Genomic DNA, 15,394 nt, shown 5'->3' on the forward strand with positions numbered 1-15,394 from the left:
ATCCGGGAGCGCCGGGCAAGTGCAGGTCCCCCCACCCCGCTGGCCGCCCCCAGGCAGGCCCTCTCCTGCGCCGCCCGGTCCCGTCCATCAACGGCCGACCCGCTGTACTCAGGTGCGGCGCTCAGCTGCGCAGCAGGTGCGAGAAGTTCGCGTTCTCCAGCGGCGGCAGGTCATCCACGCTGCGCAGACCGAATTCCAGCAGGAACCGCTCCGTGGTGCCGTACAACAGCGGCCCACCGACGGCCTCCGAGCGGCCCACGACCTTCACCAGTTCACGTTCCTGCAACGTGACGACCGTACCCGCGCTGCCGCCGCGCATGGCCTCAATCTCGGCGCGCGTCACGGGCTGCCGGTACGCGATGACGGCCAGCACCTCCAGCGCCGCGCTACTCAGGGCCGGCAGGGGCGGCGGGGCCAGCAGCGGGGCCAGCTGACCGGACAGGGTGGCCGGCACGACCAGCCGGTACCCGCCAGCGACCGCCTCGACGGTGAAGCCCAGGTTCGCGGCGTCCAGCCGCACGGCGAAAGCCTGCACCTGCCGCAGCGCCGCGTCCTCCGGGATGCCCAGCACGCCCGCCAGTTCCCGCACCTGCACGGGCCGCCCGGCCGCCATCAGGGCCGCGCCGATCAGGGCGTCCGGACCCGCGCCGGTTGGTGGCCGCTCCGGGCCGCTCACGCCGGTCCACGCAGCAGGGCCACAATCTGCTCTTCACTGACCGCCCCGGCCCGCAGGACCCGGCCCTCGGGAAGCAGGACGACGGTGCTCGGCAGGCCCAGCGTGCCCTGCCCGCCGTCCGGCAGGGTCAGGTCGCCCAGTCCCATCGCCAGCGCCTGCGCGTGCGTCACGGCCGCCTCCTGGCCGCTCGGGTTGCAACTGGTCGTCGCCAGCGTGCCTCCCACCAGGGCCAGGAGCGCCCGCGCGACCGGGTGGTCCGGCAGGCGCACCCCCACCCGTCCGCCGGGGGCCAGCTCGTCCGGACAGGCGGGCGACGCCGGGGTCACCAGCGTCAGCGGGCCCGGCCACAACGGGGCCAGCCGCTCGAACGCCGCACTTGGCCGGATCAGGGCGCGGGCGGCCGTCACGTCCACGCACGACACCTGCACGGGTTTATCCGCCGCGCGCCCCTTCAGGTCATACAGCCGCCGCACAGCGTCCGGCCGGTCCGGATGCGCCGCCAGTCCCCAGACGGTCTCGCTGGGGTACGCGATCACACCGCCGCCGCGCAGGACCCGCGCCGCCTCCGCCACCGCCGCCCACCACGCAGGCCTGCCGCCCGGACCATTCTGCTGCTGTTCATTCATGATCGGATCTCCGCGCCGCCGCCCCCACCGGGAACGCCCCATGCAACGGGCGCACCCCCGGACCTGTAAGGTCAGCGAAAGACTCACAGACTATACTGATCAGATATGCCCGTCTTCGAATACCGAGTGCGTGACCGCTCCGGAAAGGTGCTGAAATCCCAGATGGAAGCCGAGACGGCCAACCAGGTCCGGGACGCCCTGCGCGCCAAGAACCTGATGATCGTCGAGATCAAGGCCCCCAAAACGGGCATGAACGCCGATATCAGCATTCCCTTCCTGGACAACAGACCGCCAAGCCTCAAGCAGGTGGCCATTTTCAGTAAACAACTTGCCACGCTGATCAACGCCGGGGTTCCCTTGGTGCAGTCCTTGGCGATCCTGCAAAAACAGATCGAGCACAAGGGATTCCAGAAAGTCGTGAAGAACATGCGCACCGATGTGGAATCCGGCACGCCACTGAGTGAAGCCATCGTCAAGTACCCCAGGATCTTCAACCGACTGTACGTGAACCTCGTCCGAGCCGGCGAGACCAGCGGCACGCTCGACTCGGTGCTGGAACGCATTGCAGACTTCCAAGAAAAGGAACTGGCGCTACGCGGCAAGATCAAGAGCGCACTGACCTACCCGGTCGTGGTACTTGTCTTCGCCATTCTAATCACTTACTTCCTGCTGACCACTATCGTGCCGCAGTTCGCTGGAATCCTGGCTCAGATGAACGCACCCCTGCCTTTCATCACGCGCATGCTGGTTGCTATTTCCGATTTTTTGCAAAATTCCATGCTGTTTCTCATAGCAGCCAACATCGTTATCGTTTTTGCCTATCGCGCCTATTATAAGACAACTAAAGGCCGCTTCGTTATTGATGATATCAAGTTGCGCCTACCGGTTTTCGGAAACCTAACGCAGAAAAGTGCCATTGCCTCATTTGCTCGCACTTTTGGTCTACTTATCAGCAGTGGCGTTAATATAATTGAGAGTCTTGAAATAACTAAGGGCACAGCTGGTAATGCGCAAGTCGAGGAAAGCATCGAGAACGCCAAGAACGTCGTGATGGTCGGTGAGCAGATGAGTTCCAGTCTCGCGACCAGCAAGGTCTTCCCGCCCATGGTGGTCAGCATGATCTCCATCGGCGAGGAAACCGGGTCGCTGGACAACATGCTCGGTAAGGTCGGTGATTTCTACGACCGCGAAGTGGATGAGGCGGTGGACAGCATGACGGCCGCCATCGAGCCGCTGATGATCGTGTTCCTGGGCGGCATCGTGGGCACCATCGTGGCCGGGATGTTCCTCCCGATGTTCGCCATCATCGGCCAGCTCAGTCAGTAAATTCAGCTGATGCTCCGAGGGGCGCGCTGCACTGTTCGTAGCGCGTCCCTTTCTGCTGTCAGCGGGTGGCGGCGCGGATGGCGGCGTTTGCGTCCAGCAGGGGTTGCCCGGCAGCACTGTTGACGTTGCCCAGCAGGCGGGCCTTCGTTTCAGCAGCGCTCAGGGCGGGGTTTGCGGCGCGCATCAGGGCGGCGACTCCGCTGACGAGTGGCGCGGCGAAACTGGTTCCTGCGCCCAGGGTGTACCCGCCGCCGGGCGCGAGGATCAGTATCTGCGTGGCGTTCGTGGCCCCGGTGCAGTTGCCGGCGCCGCCCGGCGCGACGATGTTCAGCGCGCGGGGCCGGGCGGCGCTGGGGCGGGCGCTGTAACAGGCGAGTTGCCCGTCGTTCTGCGCGACGGCCCCCACGGCGATCACGTCCGGGTGGCTGGCCGGGTAGTACACGCCGTCCCCGGCCGTGTTCCCGGCGGCGGCGACCAGTACGGCGCTCTTCGCGGCGCTCGTGAGGGCCTGAGCCAGCGCAGCGTCTCCGGGATCACCGGGCAGACCCAGGCTCATGTTGATGACCTTCACACCCTGCCGCACCGATTCGTTCAGGCCGCGCGCCAGGTCGCTGGTGCTGCCACCCGCCGCCCCCAGCACTTCCACGGCCAGCAGTGGGCCGCTCCAGGTGACACCCGCCACGCCCCGTCCGTTGTTCGTGGCAGCACCCACCAGTCCCGCCGACGCCGTTCCGTGCCCGGTGCTGGTATCCGACCCACCCGACTCCGCGCTGAGGAACGACGCACTGCCGGCCACGCGACCCGTCAGGTCCGGGTGACCCGCCTCTACTTTCGAGTCCAGGATGGCAGTCTTCGCCGCGACCGGCGTTTTTCCGCAGCCCTGCAGGAACGTCCAGGCCTGCGGGGCGCGCACGCGCGTCAGGTACGACTGCGTGAACGACCCCACCTCCGCGACCGGCACGCCCGCGTTCCCCGGCACGCCCGGATCGTTCGGGTTCGCCAGTGGCGCGTACAGGAAGTCCGGCTGGGCGCGCAGGCCGGCCCGCTCCAGTTTCACGGCAAACGTACGGTCATCCGTACCCGCCGGGGTGAAGGCCAGCCGCACGCCGTCCGTGACCGCCTGCGTCACCACGCCCGACAGGGTCGTCACGGACTGCGCCGCCAGGGAGTCCGTGCCCAGCAGCAGCACCCGCCCCGGCACGTGCGGCGCACTCCAGTCCGGCGCGCCCACGCTGGCCGTCAGACCAGCCGCACCACCCTGAATTCCCTGCACACTGGCCCCCTCACCGCCGACCGACTGCGCGCAGATCGGGACCGGAGTCGGTGCGGGCGGAGTCGGTGCGGGCGGAGTTGGGGCCGGCGGGGTGGGTGTCGGCGCTGGCACCGGCACCGGGGTGGGCGTGATCGTTCCACCGCCCCCTCCTCCGCAGGCCGACAGCAGCAGCGAGGCGGTTACAGCACACAGCACGGGCACAGGCAGACGCATGCCCCAGCGTATAAACCCTTACCCTGACGCGGGTCTGAACCGCCTCCATCAACCCTGAACGTCACCCCGGCAGCCACCCCGCCGGATCAGTGAACGCGCACGCCTTTCGTCAGCGGTTGCTTCTGCACCCACTTCACGAACTTCTGCACCTCGTCACGCGCCAGAATGGCCTCCACGGTGTTCAACTCGTTCGCGAGCTGCGCGTTACTGAACGTCTTACTCAGGAAGCCCTGGCACGCGGCGCACATCTTCACGGTCGGGATCTCGCCCAGTTTCACGCCCTGCCGCCGCCCCTGCGATTTCGGCACGAGGTGATGATCCGTCATGCTCGGAGCTTCACGCCCGCACAGCACGCACTCCTCCAGTTTCTGCACCTGGGTGTCTTCAACCCAACTCGCCTGCTCCCGATCCTTACGACCCATATCCGCACACCATAGCGCGCGCGACCGAAGCCTGATCCTTCCTGCCTCCCTTTTAAGGGGACTCGCAGAGCTGCGGAGCAGAGGTGCCCCGAAGGGGCGGAGGGGTGTACGCAGCGTTGCGGCCCAACTCACCCCTCAAGCCCTACACAGCCGCAGGTTTGGAAACGGTGGTTGTCCTCGTCTGGCATGATGGTGATGGGCGTTGACTGAGCGGTTGAAGGTGGATGTCCCTGTGAAACCACTGGCGGCGCGAACACAGGGTCAGTGGTGGAGGACATCCAGTCCGTCAAGGGCTCAAGGGTTCGAATCCCTTACGTCCTGGAGCGGTGCGCCTTGTTCGGGGGGCACTGATTTTTCTTCCAGATCACATCATTGAACGAGCCCCGCCCAGTTTCCCGGGCGGGGCTCGTTCACGTCAGAAGGTCAGGCTTAGGCTTTGACTTCGTTGCCTTTGGCGAGGATGCCGCGCAGCACGGTCTGGAGGATGCCGCCGTTCTTGTAGTAGTCGATTTCGACGGGGGTGTCGATGCGGCACTGGACGGTGATGGTGCGGGTGCTGCCGTCCTTGGCGGTGATCTTCACGTTGACGTCCTGGCGGGGTTTGAGGTCGCCGGGGAGGATGACGTCGAAGGTTTCTTCGCCGGTGATGCCAAGGCTGTCGGCGCTTTCGCCGTTCTTGTACTGGAGGGGCAGGACGCCCATGCCGACCAGGTTGGAACGGTGGATGCGCTCGAAGCTCTCGGCGATGACGGCCTTGACGCCGAGCAGGAAGGTGCCTTTGGCGGCCCAGTCGCGGCTGCTGCCCATGCCGTAGTCTTTGCCGGCGAAGATGACCAGGGGGATGTTGCTGGCCTTGTAGTTGACCGAGGCGTCGTAGATGCTGCTGACCTGTCCGGTGGTGTAGTCGGTGGTGAAGCCGCCTTCGGTGCCGGGGGCGAGCTGGTTCTTGAGGCGGATGTTGGCGAACGTGCCGCGCGTCATGATGCGGTCGTTGCCGCGGCGGCTGCCGTAGCTGTTGAAGTCTTTGGGGAGGATGCCGCGGTCGGTGAGGAACTTACCGGCGGGCGTGTCGCTCTTGAAGCTGCCGGCGGGGCTGATGTGGTCGGTGGTGACGCTGTCGCCGACTTTCACGAGGGCGCGGGCGCCTTCGATGCTGACGATGTCGCTGGGGCCGCCGGCGAGGTTGTCGAAGAAGGGGGGGTTCTGGATGTAGGTGCTGTCTTCCTTCCAGTCGTACAGCGCGCCTTCGGCGACGGGGATGGCGTTCCAGTCCTGGTTGCTCTTCTCGATGCCGTCGTAGACCTTGCGGAACATTTCGGCGTTGATGGCGCTGTCCATGACGGTCTGGATTTCGCTGGTGGTGGGCCAGATGTCGCGCAGGTAGACGCTCTGGCCGTCCTTGCCGGTGCCGATGGGGTCGTTCACGATGTCGTTGACGACCGTGCCGGCCAGGGCGTACGCGACGACCAGGGGCGGGCTGGCGAGGTAGTTGGCCTTGATGTGCGGGTTGACGCGGCCTTCGAAGTTGCGGTTGCCGCTCAGGACGCTGGCGACGACGAGGTCGGCTTCGTTGATGGCGTCCACGGTGGGTTCGGGCAGCGGGCCGCTGTTGCCGATGCAGGTCATGCAGCCGTAGCCGACGGTGTTGAAGCCGATCTGGTCGAGGTACGTCTGGAGGCCGGCGGCTTCGAGGTACTCGGTGACCACGCGGCTGCCGGGGGCGAGGCTGGTCTTGACCCAGGGTTTGCTGTCCAGGCCCAGTTCGACGGCTTTCTTGGCGACGAGGCCGGCGGCGATCAGGACGCTGGGGTTGCTGGTGTTGGTGCAGCTGGTGATGCTGGCGAGCGTGACAGCGCCGTGCCCGATCTTGAGGTCGGTGCCGGTGATGGTGCCCTGGGCATCCAGTTTATCTGCGGGCAATTCGAAGCCACGGGCCTTGACGGGCGCGGTGAGGGCTTCGTTGAACACGCTGTGCATGCCGGACAGGTCCACGCGGTCCTGGGGGCGTTTGGGGCCGGCCAGGGACGGGACGATGGTGCCCAGGTCGAGTTCGATGGTGTCGGTGAAGACGGGATCGGGCGTGGCGTCGGTGCGGTACATGCCCTGGGCCCTGTAGTACGCCTCGACGAGTTCGATCTCGGTTTCCAGGCGGCCGGTGCGGCGCAGGTAGCGCAGCGCCTCGTCGTCCACGGGGAAGAAGCCCATGGTGGCGCCGTATTCGGGGGCCATGTTAGCGATGGTGGCGCGGTCGGGCAGGGTCATGTTGCTGAGGCCCGCACCGTAGAACTCGACGAACTTGCCGACCACACCTTTGGCGCGCAGCATCTCGGTGACGCGCAGCGCGAGGTCGGTGGCGGTGGCGCCTTCGGGCATGGCGCCCGTGATCTTGAAGCCGATGACTTCGGGCATCAGCATGTAGATGGGCTGGCCGAGCATGACGGCTTCGGCCTCGATGCCGCCGACGCCCCAGCCGACGATGCCCAGGCCGTTGATCATGGTGGTGTGGCTGTCGGTGCCGACGAGGCTGTCGGGGTACACGACGACGCCGTCATCCTCGGGGCGGCTCTGGACGCCCTTGGCGAGGTACTCCAGGTTGACCTGGTGCACGATCCCCGAGGCGGGGGGCACGACGCCAAAGTTGTCGAAGGCCTGCTGGCCCCAGCGGAGGAACTCGTAGCGTTCGCGGTTGCGTTCGAATTCGAGGGCCATGTTGTTGGCGAGGGCGAAGTCGGTGCCGAACTCGTCGACCTGCACGGAGTGGTCGATGACGAGGTCCACGGGGATCAGCGGGTTGATCTTGCTGGGGTCGCCGCCGAGTTTGACCATGGCGCTGCGCATGGCGGCCAGGTCGACGACGGCAGGCACGCCGGTGAAGTCCTGGAGGATCACGCGGGCGGGCTTGAAGGGAATCTCGACTTCCTCGTTGACGGGTTTCCACCCGGCGACGGTGGCGACGTCCTCTCGGCGCACGTCGTAGTCGTTCGCTTCGCGCAGCACGCTTTCGAGCAGCACCTTGATGCTGACCGGGAGTTTGCTGATATCAAAGCCCTGTTCCTGGAGTTTGTTGAGGTTGTAGTAGTAGAGCTTCTGGCCGCTTTGCGTGGTGAGCGTATCGCGCGCGCCGAACAGGTTCATCGCCATGTGTGTTCCTCCTTGCCCGTTTCCGGGCGGTGCTTTCATCATACGGGAAGGGTGTCTGAGTGGGCGTTACCGGGGCAGGCACGCACAGCCACGCAGCCGTTACCCCCATGGGGACAACAGCTTGCGCGGGGAGTCGCCTGCCCGGCAGACGGCTCTGGTATCGTTCACGGGCATTCTCTTCCCTGCGAGGTTCCCCTGCATGAGCGACCCCAACCAACCGTCCACCCAACTCCAACCGCACCAGCGCGCCCGCCTGACCTCCCTGGAACAGACCGTCCGCGACGGCCTGCGCGACTTCCGCCGCACCGGGCAGGCCCTGTCCGAAATCCGCGACAACGAATTCTTCCTCGCCACGCACGAGTCCTTCGAGGCGTACCTGCAAGACCGCTGGGGGTTCACCGCCCCGCAGGCCGGTCGCCTGATCGACGCGGCGGACGTGGCCAGGGTGCTGGAACCGCTGGGCATCCAGCCGAAAAACGAGGCGCAGGCCCGCGCCTTCCGGGCCGCCGCGAAGATCGTCACGGACCTCGAACCCGAGCAGCAGCGCGTGGTCGCCCGGCTGGTCGAGCAGGCCGCGCCCGCCCCGGCACAGACGGCAGCAGGGACGGAAAGCGACCTGCCGTGGGAAGTGCCGGACGCCGCCGAGGTCCGCATCATGGCCAGCGTCGTGAAGAAACTGAACGAGGACGCCACCGTGCACCACCCGGACAGCGGCGACGAGGTCTCCATGGGCTCGCTGAGCACCCCGGAACGCTTCGAGGTGATCCGCACGCACGTCGACCAGAAAACCCAGGCGTACCGCGAGAAGCAGGAAGCCAGGGCCAACGCCCCGCAACCCGAGAAGATCAACTGGGCCGACTGGGTCCTGAACCACGCCGCGCAGAACCTGGGGCCCGGCCAGCGGCTGGAACTGGTCGTGGAACCCGACGGCAGCGGGGCCGTGCGCGCCGTTGCACGTGTGGTCGACGGCCACACCGGGGAAGTCCTGGCCGCCGGGGCCGGAGCCGTGACCCTGAAGAAAGCCGCGTTGAATCTGGCCGCCGAAGTCCGGTAACCGGACGGCTGCACCTGCGCCGCCTGCCCCTTCTGTGGGCAGGCGGTTTCGTGTGCACCCCTGTCTGTAGTTCTCGCGTGTGTGCCGGTCTCATACGGATTCCGTCTGTTTCGTTGACAACTTGGAAAGGCGCCAAGTTGCCAACTCCACGCCCGGAACCCGCTTTGCTCCCACTCGCTCCGCTCTGGTTGAACGGTTTGTGCAAACCATTCAACCAGAGTCCGTATCGCGTGTGCGCCGGGCTGGCCGGGCCGGAACGTGGCGGCCGTCCGTGGGCGCGCAGGGTGTGGCGTGCGGGGCGATACCCGAGCATTCCGGTGGGTGTTCTGCGTTGAGTTGTGGATGGCGGCGGGATAGAATGACGCTTATTGAGAATCATTCCTGTTAAGGTTCTCGCGCTGTCATCCTCTCCCCCACTCCCCGGAGGCCCCGCCGTGACCACCCAGACCCTGAACACCACCCCCCAGCGCGCCGCGCCGCGCTTCACCCTGACGCCCCAACTGCGCCTCGCCGTGACCCTGACCGCCCTGACCCTCGCCGGCCTGCTGACCGGCGCGGCCGGGGAATTCCTGCTGCGCGTCCCGGCCATCATGTGGGCCGGGTACATCCTGGCGTTCCTGGCAGGCGGCATTCCCGCCGGGCGCGAGGCGCTGCGCAGCCTGTTCGTGGAACGCAAACTGGACGTGGACCTGCTGATGGTCCTCGCCGCCCTGGGCGCGGCCAGCATCGGGCAGGCGGCGGACGGCGCGATCCTCCTCTTTCTGTTCTCGCTGAGTAACACCCTGCAGGACTGGGCGATGGGCCGCACGTCCAGCGCCATCCAGGCCCTGATGAACCTGAATCCCGAGGGCGCGACCGTGCTGCGCGGCGGGCAGGAGAAATGGTGCGAACTGGGCGACATCCGCATCGGGGACATTCTGGTCGTGCGGCCCGGCGAGCGCGTGGCCGCCGACGCCCGCGTGACGCGCGGCCAGACCAGCGTGGACGAGAGCCCCATCACGGGCGAGAGCGTCCCGGTGGACAAGGCGCCGGGCGCGGAACTCGCCTCGGGCACCGTGAACCTGAACGGCAGCGTGCAGGCTGAAGTGATCCGCCCGGCCGGCGAGAGCACCCTGGCGCGGCTGGTGGGCCTGATGGAACAGGCGCAGACGCAGAAGAGCCGCACCGAGAGCCTCGCGGAACGCTGGGAGAGCCCCTACGCCCTGACGGTTCTGCTGGCCGTGCCGGCCGTGTACGCCCTGCTGCGCTACGGCTTTGGCCTGAGCCTGGACACCGCGTGGTACCGCGCCATGACTTTCATGGTGGTCGCCAGTCCTTGCGCGGTCGTGATCAGCACCCCGGCCGTGATGCTCTCGGCCATGGCCGCCGCCGCGCGCGGAGGCGTGCTGTTCAAGAGCAGCGCCGCGCTGGACGCCCTGGCCGACGTGCGTACCGTCGCCTTCGACAAGACCGGCACGCTGACCCAGGCGAAGATGACCCTCACGCGGGTTGTGGCGGACGACGAGGGGGCCGCGCTGGCCCTGGCCGCCGGACTGGAAGCGCACAGCGAACACCCCATCGCGCAGGCCGTCGTGACGGCTGCCCGTGAGCGTGGCGTGACCCCCGAGCACGTGCAGGACGCGCAGGCCATTCCCGGTCACGGTATCGAGGCGCGCGGCGCGGACGGCGCGGTCGTGTGGGCCGGAAACACCCGCCTCGCCGGGCGGAACGGCGCGGCCCTGAACGCCGCGCAGCACGCCGCCCTGACCGAACTGGGCAGCCAGGGCAGCAGCAGCGTGATCGTCGGGCGCGGCCCGCAGGTGCTGGGCGTGATGGGCGTGGCCGACGCCCTGCGCCCCGGCATTGCGCAGGCCCTGACCGAACTGCGCGCCAGCGGCATCACGCACCCCGTCATGCTGACCGGGGACCGCCAGGAGGTCGCGCAGACCGTGGCCGCCGAACTGGGCCTGAACGAGTACCGCGCCGAACTGCTCCCCGAGGACAAACTGCGCATCATCGGCGAACTGGGCGCGCAGCCCGGCGCGGGCCGGGTCGCCATGGTCGGGGACGGCGTGAACGACGCGCCCGCCCTGGCCCGCGCCGACCTGGGCATCGCGGTCGCGTCGGGCACCGACGTCGCCATCGAGAGCGCCGACATGGTCCTGATGCGCAGCGACCTGGGCAAACTGGCCGGGGCCGTCCGCCTCGCCCGGGACGCGCGGCGCACCGTCATCACCAATCTGGTCTTCGCGTTCGGCGTGATCCTGATCGTCGCGCCGCTGGCCGTGGCGGGCAAAGTGCCGCTGCCGCTGGGCGTCATCGCCCATGAGGGCGGCACGGTGTTCGTGGTGTTCATGGGCCTGCGCCTGCTGCGCCACCGGCTGTAAGGAGGAAGTGGGCAGCAGGAAGCAGGGAGTGGATGGGTCACCCCCTACGAACCGGAAGCCAGGGCGCACCTCACAGACCCGTAGCGCACGCGCCCGCCCCTCCCAACAATCCCGCAAGTCGCGCCACATCCGCGCCCGCCCCGCAACGCGGAGGCTGAGGCACATTCACCGGAGGATGCCATGAGACTCAACCCCGCCCGCCGCTCCCTGCTGCCCCGCCTTCTGCTGGGCCTGCTGGCCCTGTTCGTCCTGATTCAGCTGGTCCCGTACGGCCGGGCGCACAGCAACCCGCCCGTGCAGGCCACGCCCAGATGGGACAGCCCCCAGACCGAGGCGCTGTTCACGCGTGCCTGCGCCGACTGCCACAGTCACGCGACCGTGTGGCCCTGGTACAGCAACGTGGCCCCGGTGTCCTGGCTGGTGCAGCGGCACGTGGACGAGGGCCGCAGCCGGTTCGACATCAACGTGACGGGCTTCGGTGAAGATGCCGGGCGTGCCGGGCAGGAGGTCGAGGAGGGCAGCATGCCCGAGCCCACCTACCCGCCCCTGCACCCGAACGCCCGCCTGACGGACACGGAACGCCAGCAGCTGGCCAGCGGCCTGAACGCCACCTTCGGCCGTGAGCAGGAGGGCGAGCAGGAAGGCAGCCAGGACGGCGACGGCGAAACCCGCTGACCGGTTGGGCACCCCGCTCCGGTCACAAGAAGCGGGGCCGGTCACAAGAAGAGGTGAACGCCGCGCCCACCCGGCGGCGACCCACGGGGGCCTAGGCTGGGCGGCGACACATTCAGTTCAGTCGCTCCGCTCGGGCGGGGCAGGAGGCATGACATGGGAGAAGGCAAACCGAACGGTCAGGCGCACGCGAACGTCTCGCAGGACACCATCAACGACGCGGCGCAGTGGAATACCGGCACCCCCAAGAACCCCGGTGACGCCATCACCGAGGGGCAGTACACGGGCGTCAGTGACGCCAACGCGGACGCCGGAGCGGACGCGTCTATCGCGCAGCAGGTGAGCAGCACCACCGACCCGCGCGCCGCCGACAACACCGGCCAGGACGCCAACCCCAGCACCTACGGCGGCATGAAGGACGGCCTGCCCGCCAGCGGCGCCGCCACACACCCCGAGAAAACCGTGGACGGCAACGAGGGCAGCTGACACGAACGCTCACAGGGGGGCCGGATCACCGCGATCCGGCCTCCCTTCTGTGTGAATGGCTGGGGCCTCCGGGCGTTACGCGGGGAATTCCAGCAGGACGTGTTCGGCGCTGAAGCCGGGGCCCATGGCACTCAGCAGGGCGCGGCCCCGTGGCGCGGCGCGCAGGACTTCGGCCAGCACGAACAGCACGGTCACGCTGCTCATGTTGCCGTACTGCCGCAGAACGCGGCGACTGCTGTCGAGCGCCCCGGCGGACAGCGAGAGCGCTTCCTCGTAGGCGGCCAGGACCTTCACGCCTCCCGGATGCACCACGAACGTGCTCACGTCCTCACGCGGCCAGCCGTGGGCGGCCAGGGCTTCTCTGACGTTGCCTCGCATCATGCCGCGCACCAGGGCGGGAATATCGCGGCTGAACCGGACTTTCAGGCCGTCGTCGACCACGTCCCAGCCCATGATGTCCTCGCTGTTCTCGATCAGGGTGGAGTACGCGCCGTGCAGGTGCGCCAGCGCGGGCGGGCCGGGCACGTCCGTCGCGGTCAGCACCAGGGCCGCGCCACCGTCGGCGAACAGGGCGGTGCCCACGAAGTTGCTGCTGGACTCGTCACCCTTGACCAGCGTCAGGCTGCACAGTTCCACCGCCACGAACAGCACCCGCCGGAAGCCCGCGCGGATCAGGTCGGCCGCGCGGGCCAGTCCGGCCGCGCCGCCCGCGCAGCCCAGGCCCCAGATGGGCATGCGGGCCGCGTGGCGGTTCAGGCCGAGTGCGCCGATCAGGTCGGCGTCCAGGCTGGGGGTGCTCAGGCCGCTGGTGTTCACGACAATCACGGCGTCCACGTCCTTCGGGTCCACCTGCGCCTCTGCGAGTGCCTGCGCGGCCAGCCGGCGGGTCAGGGTGCGGGCCTCCTCGATGAAGACGGCGTTCTTCTCCGCGAATCCGCGCGGACTCAGGTACCACTCCAGGGGCCGCGCCAGCGCCCGCGACTCGATCTGCGCGTTCCCGAACACGTCCAGCAGCGAGGGCCGGGCCGCCATGCGCGGAAACAGCGTGCGGGCCGCCTCCTGCACCGCCGACTGCGGGGTGAGGTGGGGTGGCGTGCCGGTCACCAGGGAACGGAGGGCCGGAAGGGCAGGAACGGACATGCGGGCATTCTGCCGTTCCGGCGCGCTTTGTGAACGTGCCGGGCCGCCCATGTGGCGTGGCGCGACCCTGGCCTGTGCTTCAGAAAAGGAGCCGGGTTCAGGAACGCGCCGCGCGGCGGACGGTGAGGCGCGTCACAACAACGCCGCCCCACTCGCACAGGAGGGGGCGGCGCGTGCGGCGGCGTTCAGTCCTGCTTCGCCTGACTAGCCCACTCCTGCTGGCCGACCTCGTCGAGGGCGCGGAAGTCCTCGTCGGTCAGGGTCAGGGCGGCGGCGGCCACGTTCTCCTCGAGGTGCGCGACCTTGCCGGTGCCGGGAATGGGCAGCATGACGGGGCTGCGGCGCAGCACCCAGGCCAGCGCGACCTGCGAGGGGCTGGCGTTCAAGCGGGCGGCCACGTCGGCCAGCACGCTGCCGTCGCGGGCGAGGTTCCCGGCGGCCAGCGGGAACCAGGGCATGAAGCCGATGTTCTCACGCTCGCAGTAGTCCAGCACGTCCTCGCTCTTGCGGTTCACGAGGTTGTACAGGTTCTGCACGGTGGACACGGGGAACACGCGGCGGGCCGCCTCGATCTCCTCGACGGTCACCTCGGACAGCCCGGCGTGGCGGATGACGCCCTCGTCCATCAGTTCCCTGATCGCGCCGAACTGCTCGTCGCGGGGCACTTTCGGGTCGATGCGGTGCAGTTGCCACAGGTCGATGACGTCCACGCCCAGGCGGCGGCGCGACAGGTGCGCCTGCTGCTTGAGGTACTCGGGGCGGCCCACGGGCGGCCAGACGTTCGGGCCGGTGCGGGTCAGGCCGCCCTTGGTGGCGACGATCACGCGGTCGTAGGGGTGCAGGGCCTCGCGGATCAGTTCCTCACTGACGGCCGGGCCGTAACTGTCAGCGGTGTCGATGAGGTTCACGCCGAGTTCCGGCAGGCGGCGCAGCGTGGCCAGCGCGCCCTCGCGGTCGGTCGGGTCGCCCCAGATGCCGTCGCCCGTGACGCGCATCGCGCCGAAGCCCAGGCGGTTGACGCTGAGATCCCCGCCGATCTTGAAGGTGCCGCTCTGCGCGGCGTTGGGTGTGGTGTCGGTCATGGTCTTGCCCTCCAGGGAGGCATTCTGCGCCGCGTACCCACGCGCCGTGTGGCAGTTGCGATAAGGGAACATGAAGGGCCGTTACGGGGTGGTCTCTCCTGCCGACTGGTCCTGCCCGGCGCTGTCGGCCTCGGGCACGTCGCAGGTGTCGCGTGACACGAACTGCGACAGGCGCTTGCGGTGGCGGCTGCTCCAGTCGATGCTGGGCCGCGCCTGCTCGGGCGGCAGGTACCCCAGGCGGTACACGGCCATCAGTTCCAGGTCGGGTGGCACGCGCAGCAATTCCCCGATGGCCTGCCACTGCCGGGGGATCTCCATTGGCGTACTGACGAACTGGATGCCCATGCCCAGCGCGCCCACGGCGTTCCAGATGTTCTCGACGGCCGCGCCCAACCCGAACACGCTGTAGAAGCCGCTGAGTTCACCGGGGCGGTACTCCCCCTTGTCCAGCAGCGCGGCCAGCAGCAGCGGGCTGCCCGCCACGAGCCGGCGGTTGTCCTCGCCGAGTTTTTTCGGCACGCCGAGTTGCCGCATGAGTTTCAGGCCCGCGTCACTGAAGATCTGGCGCGTGAAGGGCCGCAGCGGGCCGGGCAGGTGATCGATGTGAATGCCGTCGCGCCGCTCGTTCATCTCGGCCTCGCTGAACCGGAAGTACCGCCGGTAGCGTTCGAAGAACACCCCGGCCTCGATCAGTTCCGTCATGCTCTCGCCGCTGATCTGCGCGATGCGGGCGATGGTCTGCGGGTTCTCGATCAGCACGAACCGCCACGGCTGAGAGTTGAAGTGACTGGGCGCGGCCTGCGCGGCGCGCATCAGCACGTGCTGATGCTCGCGGCTGACCGGGTCCGGGCGGAACGGGCCGTTGGTGGTGCGGCGGTTAAGCATGCCGCGAATCAGCGCGGCGTCCGGCGCGGCCA

13 protein-coding genes and 1 tRNA gene are annotated in these 15,394 nt (G+C 68.2%); 6 read left to right on the top strand and 8 right to left on the bottom strand.

All coding sequences use genetic code 11. The features are described 5' to 3' along the window. Positions 1–121: 121 nt before the first annotated feature. Together scpB and M8445_RS01570 are read right to left on the bottom strand one after the other, a co-directional pair. Positions 122–676: an SMC-Scp complex subunit ScpB gene (scpB, locus tag M8445_RS01565; RefSeq protein WP_273989191.1), complete on the bottom strand. Its 555-nt coding sequence runs from the start codon at positions 674–676 to the stop codon at positions 122–124. Further along, entirely contained in the window at positions 673–1,302 is a 630-nt protein-coding gene (locus M8445_RS01570) for an L-threonylcarbamoyladenylate synthase (protein WP_273989192.1), read from the bottom strand. Before M8445_RS01570 ends, scpB begins: the two co-directional genes overlap by 4 nt. 105 nt (positions 1,303–1,407) lie before the next feature. On the opposite strand from M8445_RS01570, the gene pilC reads away from it, so the two are divergent. Next, positions 1,408–2,628: a type IV pilus assembly protein PilC gene (pilC, locus tag M8445_RS01575; RefSeq protein WP_273989193.1), complete on the top strand. Its 1,221-nt coding sequence runs from the start codon at positions 1,408–1,410 to the stop codon at positions 2,626–2,628. A 58-nt stretch (positions 2,629–2,686) separates the two neighbouring features. Here pilC and M8445_RS01580 read toward each other — a convergent pair whose 3' ends face one another. Together M8445_RS01580 and M8445_RS01585 are read right to left on the bottom strand one after the other, a co-directional pair. Further along, the gene (locus M8445_RS01580; RefSeq protein ID WP_273989194.1) at positions 2,687–3,901 is read right to left on the bottom strand and encodes a S8 family serine peptidase; all 1,215 of its coding nucleotides are present in this window, start codon (positions 3,899–3,901) and stop codon (positions 2,687–2,689) included. A 299-nt stretch (positions 3,902–4,200) separates the two neighbouring features. Then, the gene (locus M8445_RS01585; protein ID WP_291431046.1) at positions 4,201–4,440 is read right to left on the bottom strand and encodes an HNH endonuclease; all 240 of its coding nucleotides are present in this window, start codon (positions 4,438–4,440) and stop codon (positions 4,201–4,203) included. A gap of 293 nt (positions 4,441–4,733) precedes the next feature. On the opposite strand from M8445_RS01585, the gene M8445_RS01590 reads away from it, so the two are divergent. Beyond that, positions 4,734–4,857: transfer RNA gene (locus M8445_RS01590), tRNA-OTHER, on the top strand. Between the two features lie 108 nt (positions 4,858–4,965). On the opposite strand, the gene acnA is transcribed toward M8445_RS01590, so the two are convergent. Next, the gene (gene acnA, locus M8445_RS01595; RefSeq protein ID WP_273989196.1) at positions 4,966–7,677 is read right to left on the bottom strand and encodes an aconitate hydratase AcnA; all 2,712 of its coding nucleotides are present in this window, start codon (positions 7,675–7,677) and stop codon (positions 4,966–4,968) included. Between the two features lie 199 nt (positions 7,678–7,876). Between acnA and M8445_RS01600 the strand changes: the two genes are divergently transcribed. From M8445_RS01600 to M8445_RS01615, 4 genes are all read left to right on the top strand, one after another. Continuing rightward, entirely contained in the window at positions 7,877–8,731 is an 855-nt protein-coding gene (locus M8445_RS01600) for a hypothetical protein (RefSeq protein WP_273989197.1), read from the top strand. A 434-nt stretch (positions 8,732–9,165) separates the two neighbouring features. Beyond that, the gene (locus M8445_RS01605) at positions 9,166–11,097 is read left to right on the top strand and encodes a heavy metal translocating P-type ATPase (RefSeq protein ID WP_273989198.1); all 1,932 of its coding nucleotides are present in this window, start codon (positions 9,166–9,168) and stop codon (positions 11,095–11,097) included. 180 nt (positions 11,098–11,277) lie between these two features. Next, positions 11,278–11,772, top strand: coding sequence for a heme-binding domain-containing protein (locus M8445_RS01610; RefSeq protein ID WP_273989200.1), 495 nt, complete (start codon positions 11,278–11,280; stop codon positions 11,770–11,772). Positions 11,773–11,925: 153 nt separating this feature from the next. After that, on the top strand, positions 11,926–12,255 hold the full coding sequence (locus M8445_RS01615) for a hypothetical protein (protein WP_273989202.1): 330 nt from the start codon (positions 11,926–11,928) through the stop codon (positions 12,253–12,255). Positions 12,256–12,330: 75 nt separating this feature from the next. On the opposite strand, the gene M8445_RS01620 is transcribed toward M8445_RS01615, so the two are convergent. From M8445_RS01620 to M8445_RS01630, 3 genes are all read right to left on the bottom strand, one after another. Beyond that, positions 12,331–13,395 (bottom strand): type III polyketide synthase, encoded by a 1,065-nt coding sequence (locus tag M8445_RS01620; protein WP_273989203.1) that lies wholly within the window; start codon positions 13,393–13,395, stop codon positions 12,331–12,333. A gap of 185 nt (positions 13,396–13,580) precedes the next feature. Next, the gene (locus M8445_RS01625; RefSeq protein ID WP_273989205.1) at positions 13,581–14,477 is read right to left on the bottom strand and encodes an aldo/keto reductase; all 897 of its coding nucleotides are present in this window, start codon (positions 14,475–14,477) and stop codon (positions 13,581–13,583) included. Between the two features lie 81 nt (positions 14,478–14,558). Beyond that, the gene (locus M8445_RS01630) at positions 14,559–15,362 is read right to left on the bottom strand and encodes a nitroreductase family protein (RefSeq protein ID WP_273990800.1); all 804 of its coding nucleotides are present in this window, start codon (positions 15,360–15,362) and stop codon (positions 14,559–14,561) included. Between the last annotated feature and the right edge of the window lie 32 nt (positions 15,363–15,394).

Source organism: Deinococcus aquaticus (genome assembly GCF_028622095.1).
Lineage (GTDB): Bacteria > Deinococcota > Deinococci > Deinococcales > Deinococcaceae > Deinococcus > Deinococcus aquaticus.

Bases quoted from the DNA above. Each gene is read 5' to 3' on its own strand.
- M8445_RS01570 (WP_273989192.1), bottom strand. From the start codon at position 1,302: ATGAATGAACAGCAGCAGAATGGTCCGGGCGGCAGGCCTGCGTGGTGG.
- pilC (WP_273989193.1), top strand. From the start codon at position 1,408: ATGCCCGTCTTCGAATACCGAGTGCGTGACCGCTCCGGAAAGGTGCTG.
- M8445_RS01585 (WP_291431046.1), bottom strand. From the start codon at position 4,440: ATGACGGATCATCACCTCGTGCCGAAATCGCAGGGGCGGCGGCAGGGC.
- acnA (WP_273989196.1), bottom strand. From the start codon at position 7,677: ATGGCGATGAACCTGTTCGGCGCGCGCGATACGCTCACCACGCAAAGC.
- M8445_RS01600 (WP_273989197.1), top strand. From the start codon at position 7,877: ATGAGCGACCCCAACCAACCGTCCACCCAACTCCAACCGCACCAGCGC.
- M8445_RS01610 (WP_273989200.1), top strand. From the start codon at position 11,278: ATGAGACTCAACCCCGCCCGCCGCTCCCTGCTGCCCCGCCTTCTGCTG.
- M8445_RS01615 (WP_273989202.1), top strand. From the start codon at position 11,926: ATGGGAGAAGGCAAACCGAACGGTCAGGCGCACGCGAACGTCTCGCAG.
- M8445_RS01620 (WP_273989203.1), bottom strand. From the start codon at position 13,395: ATGTCCGTTCCTGCCCTTCCGGCCCTCCGTTCCCTGGTGACCGGCACG.
- M8445_RS01625 (WP_273989205.1), bottom strand. From the start codon at position 14,477: ATGACCGACACCACACCCAACGCCGCGCAGAGCGGCACCTTCAAGATC.
- M8445_RS01630 (WP_273990800.1), bottom strand. From the start codon at position 15,362: ATGCTTAACCGCCGCACCACCAACGGCCCGTTCCGCCCGGACCCGGTC.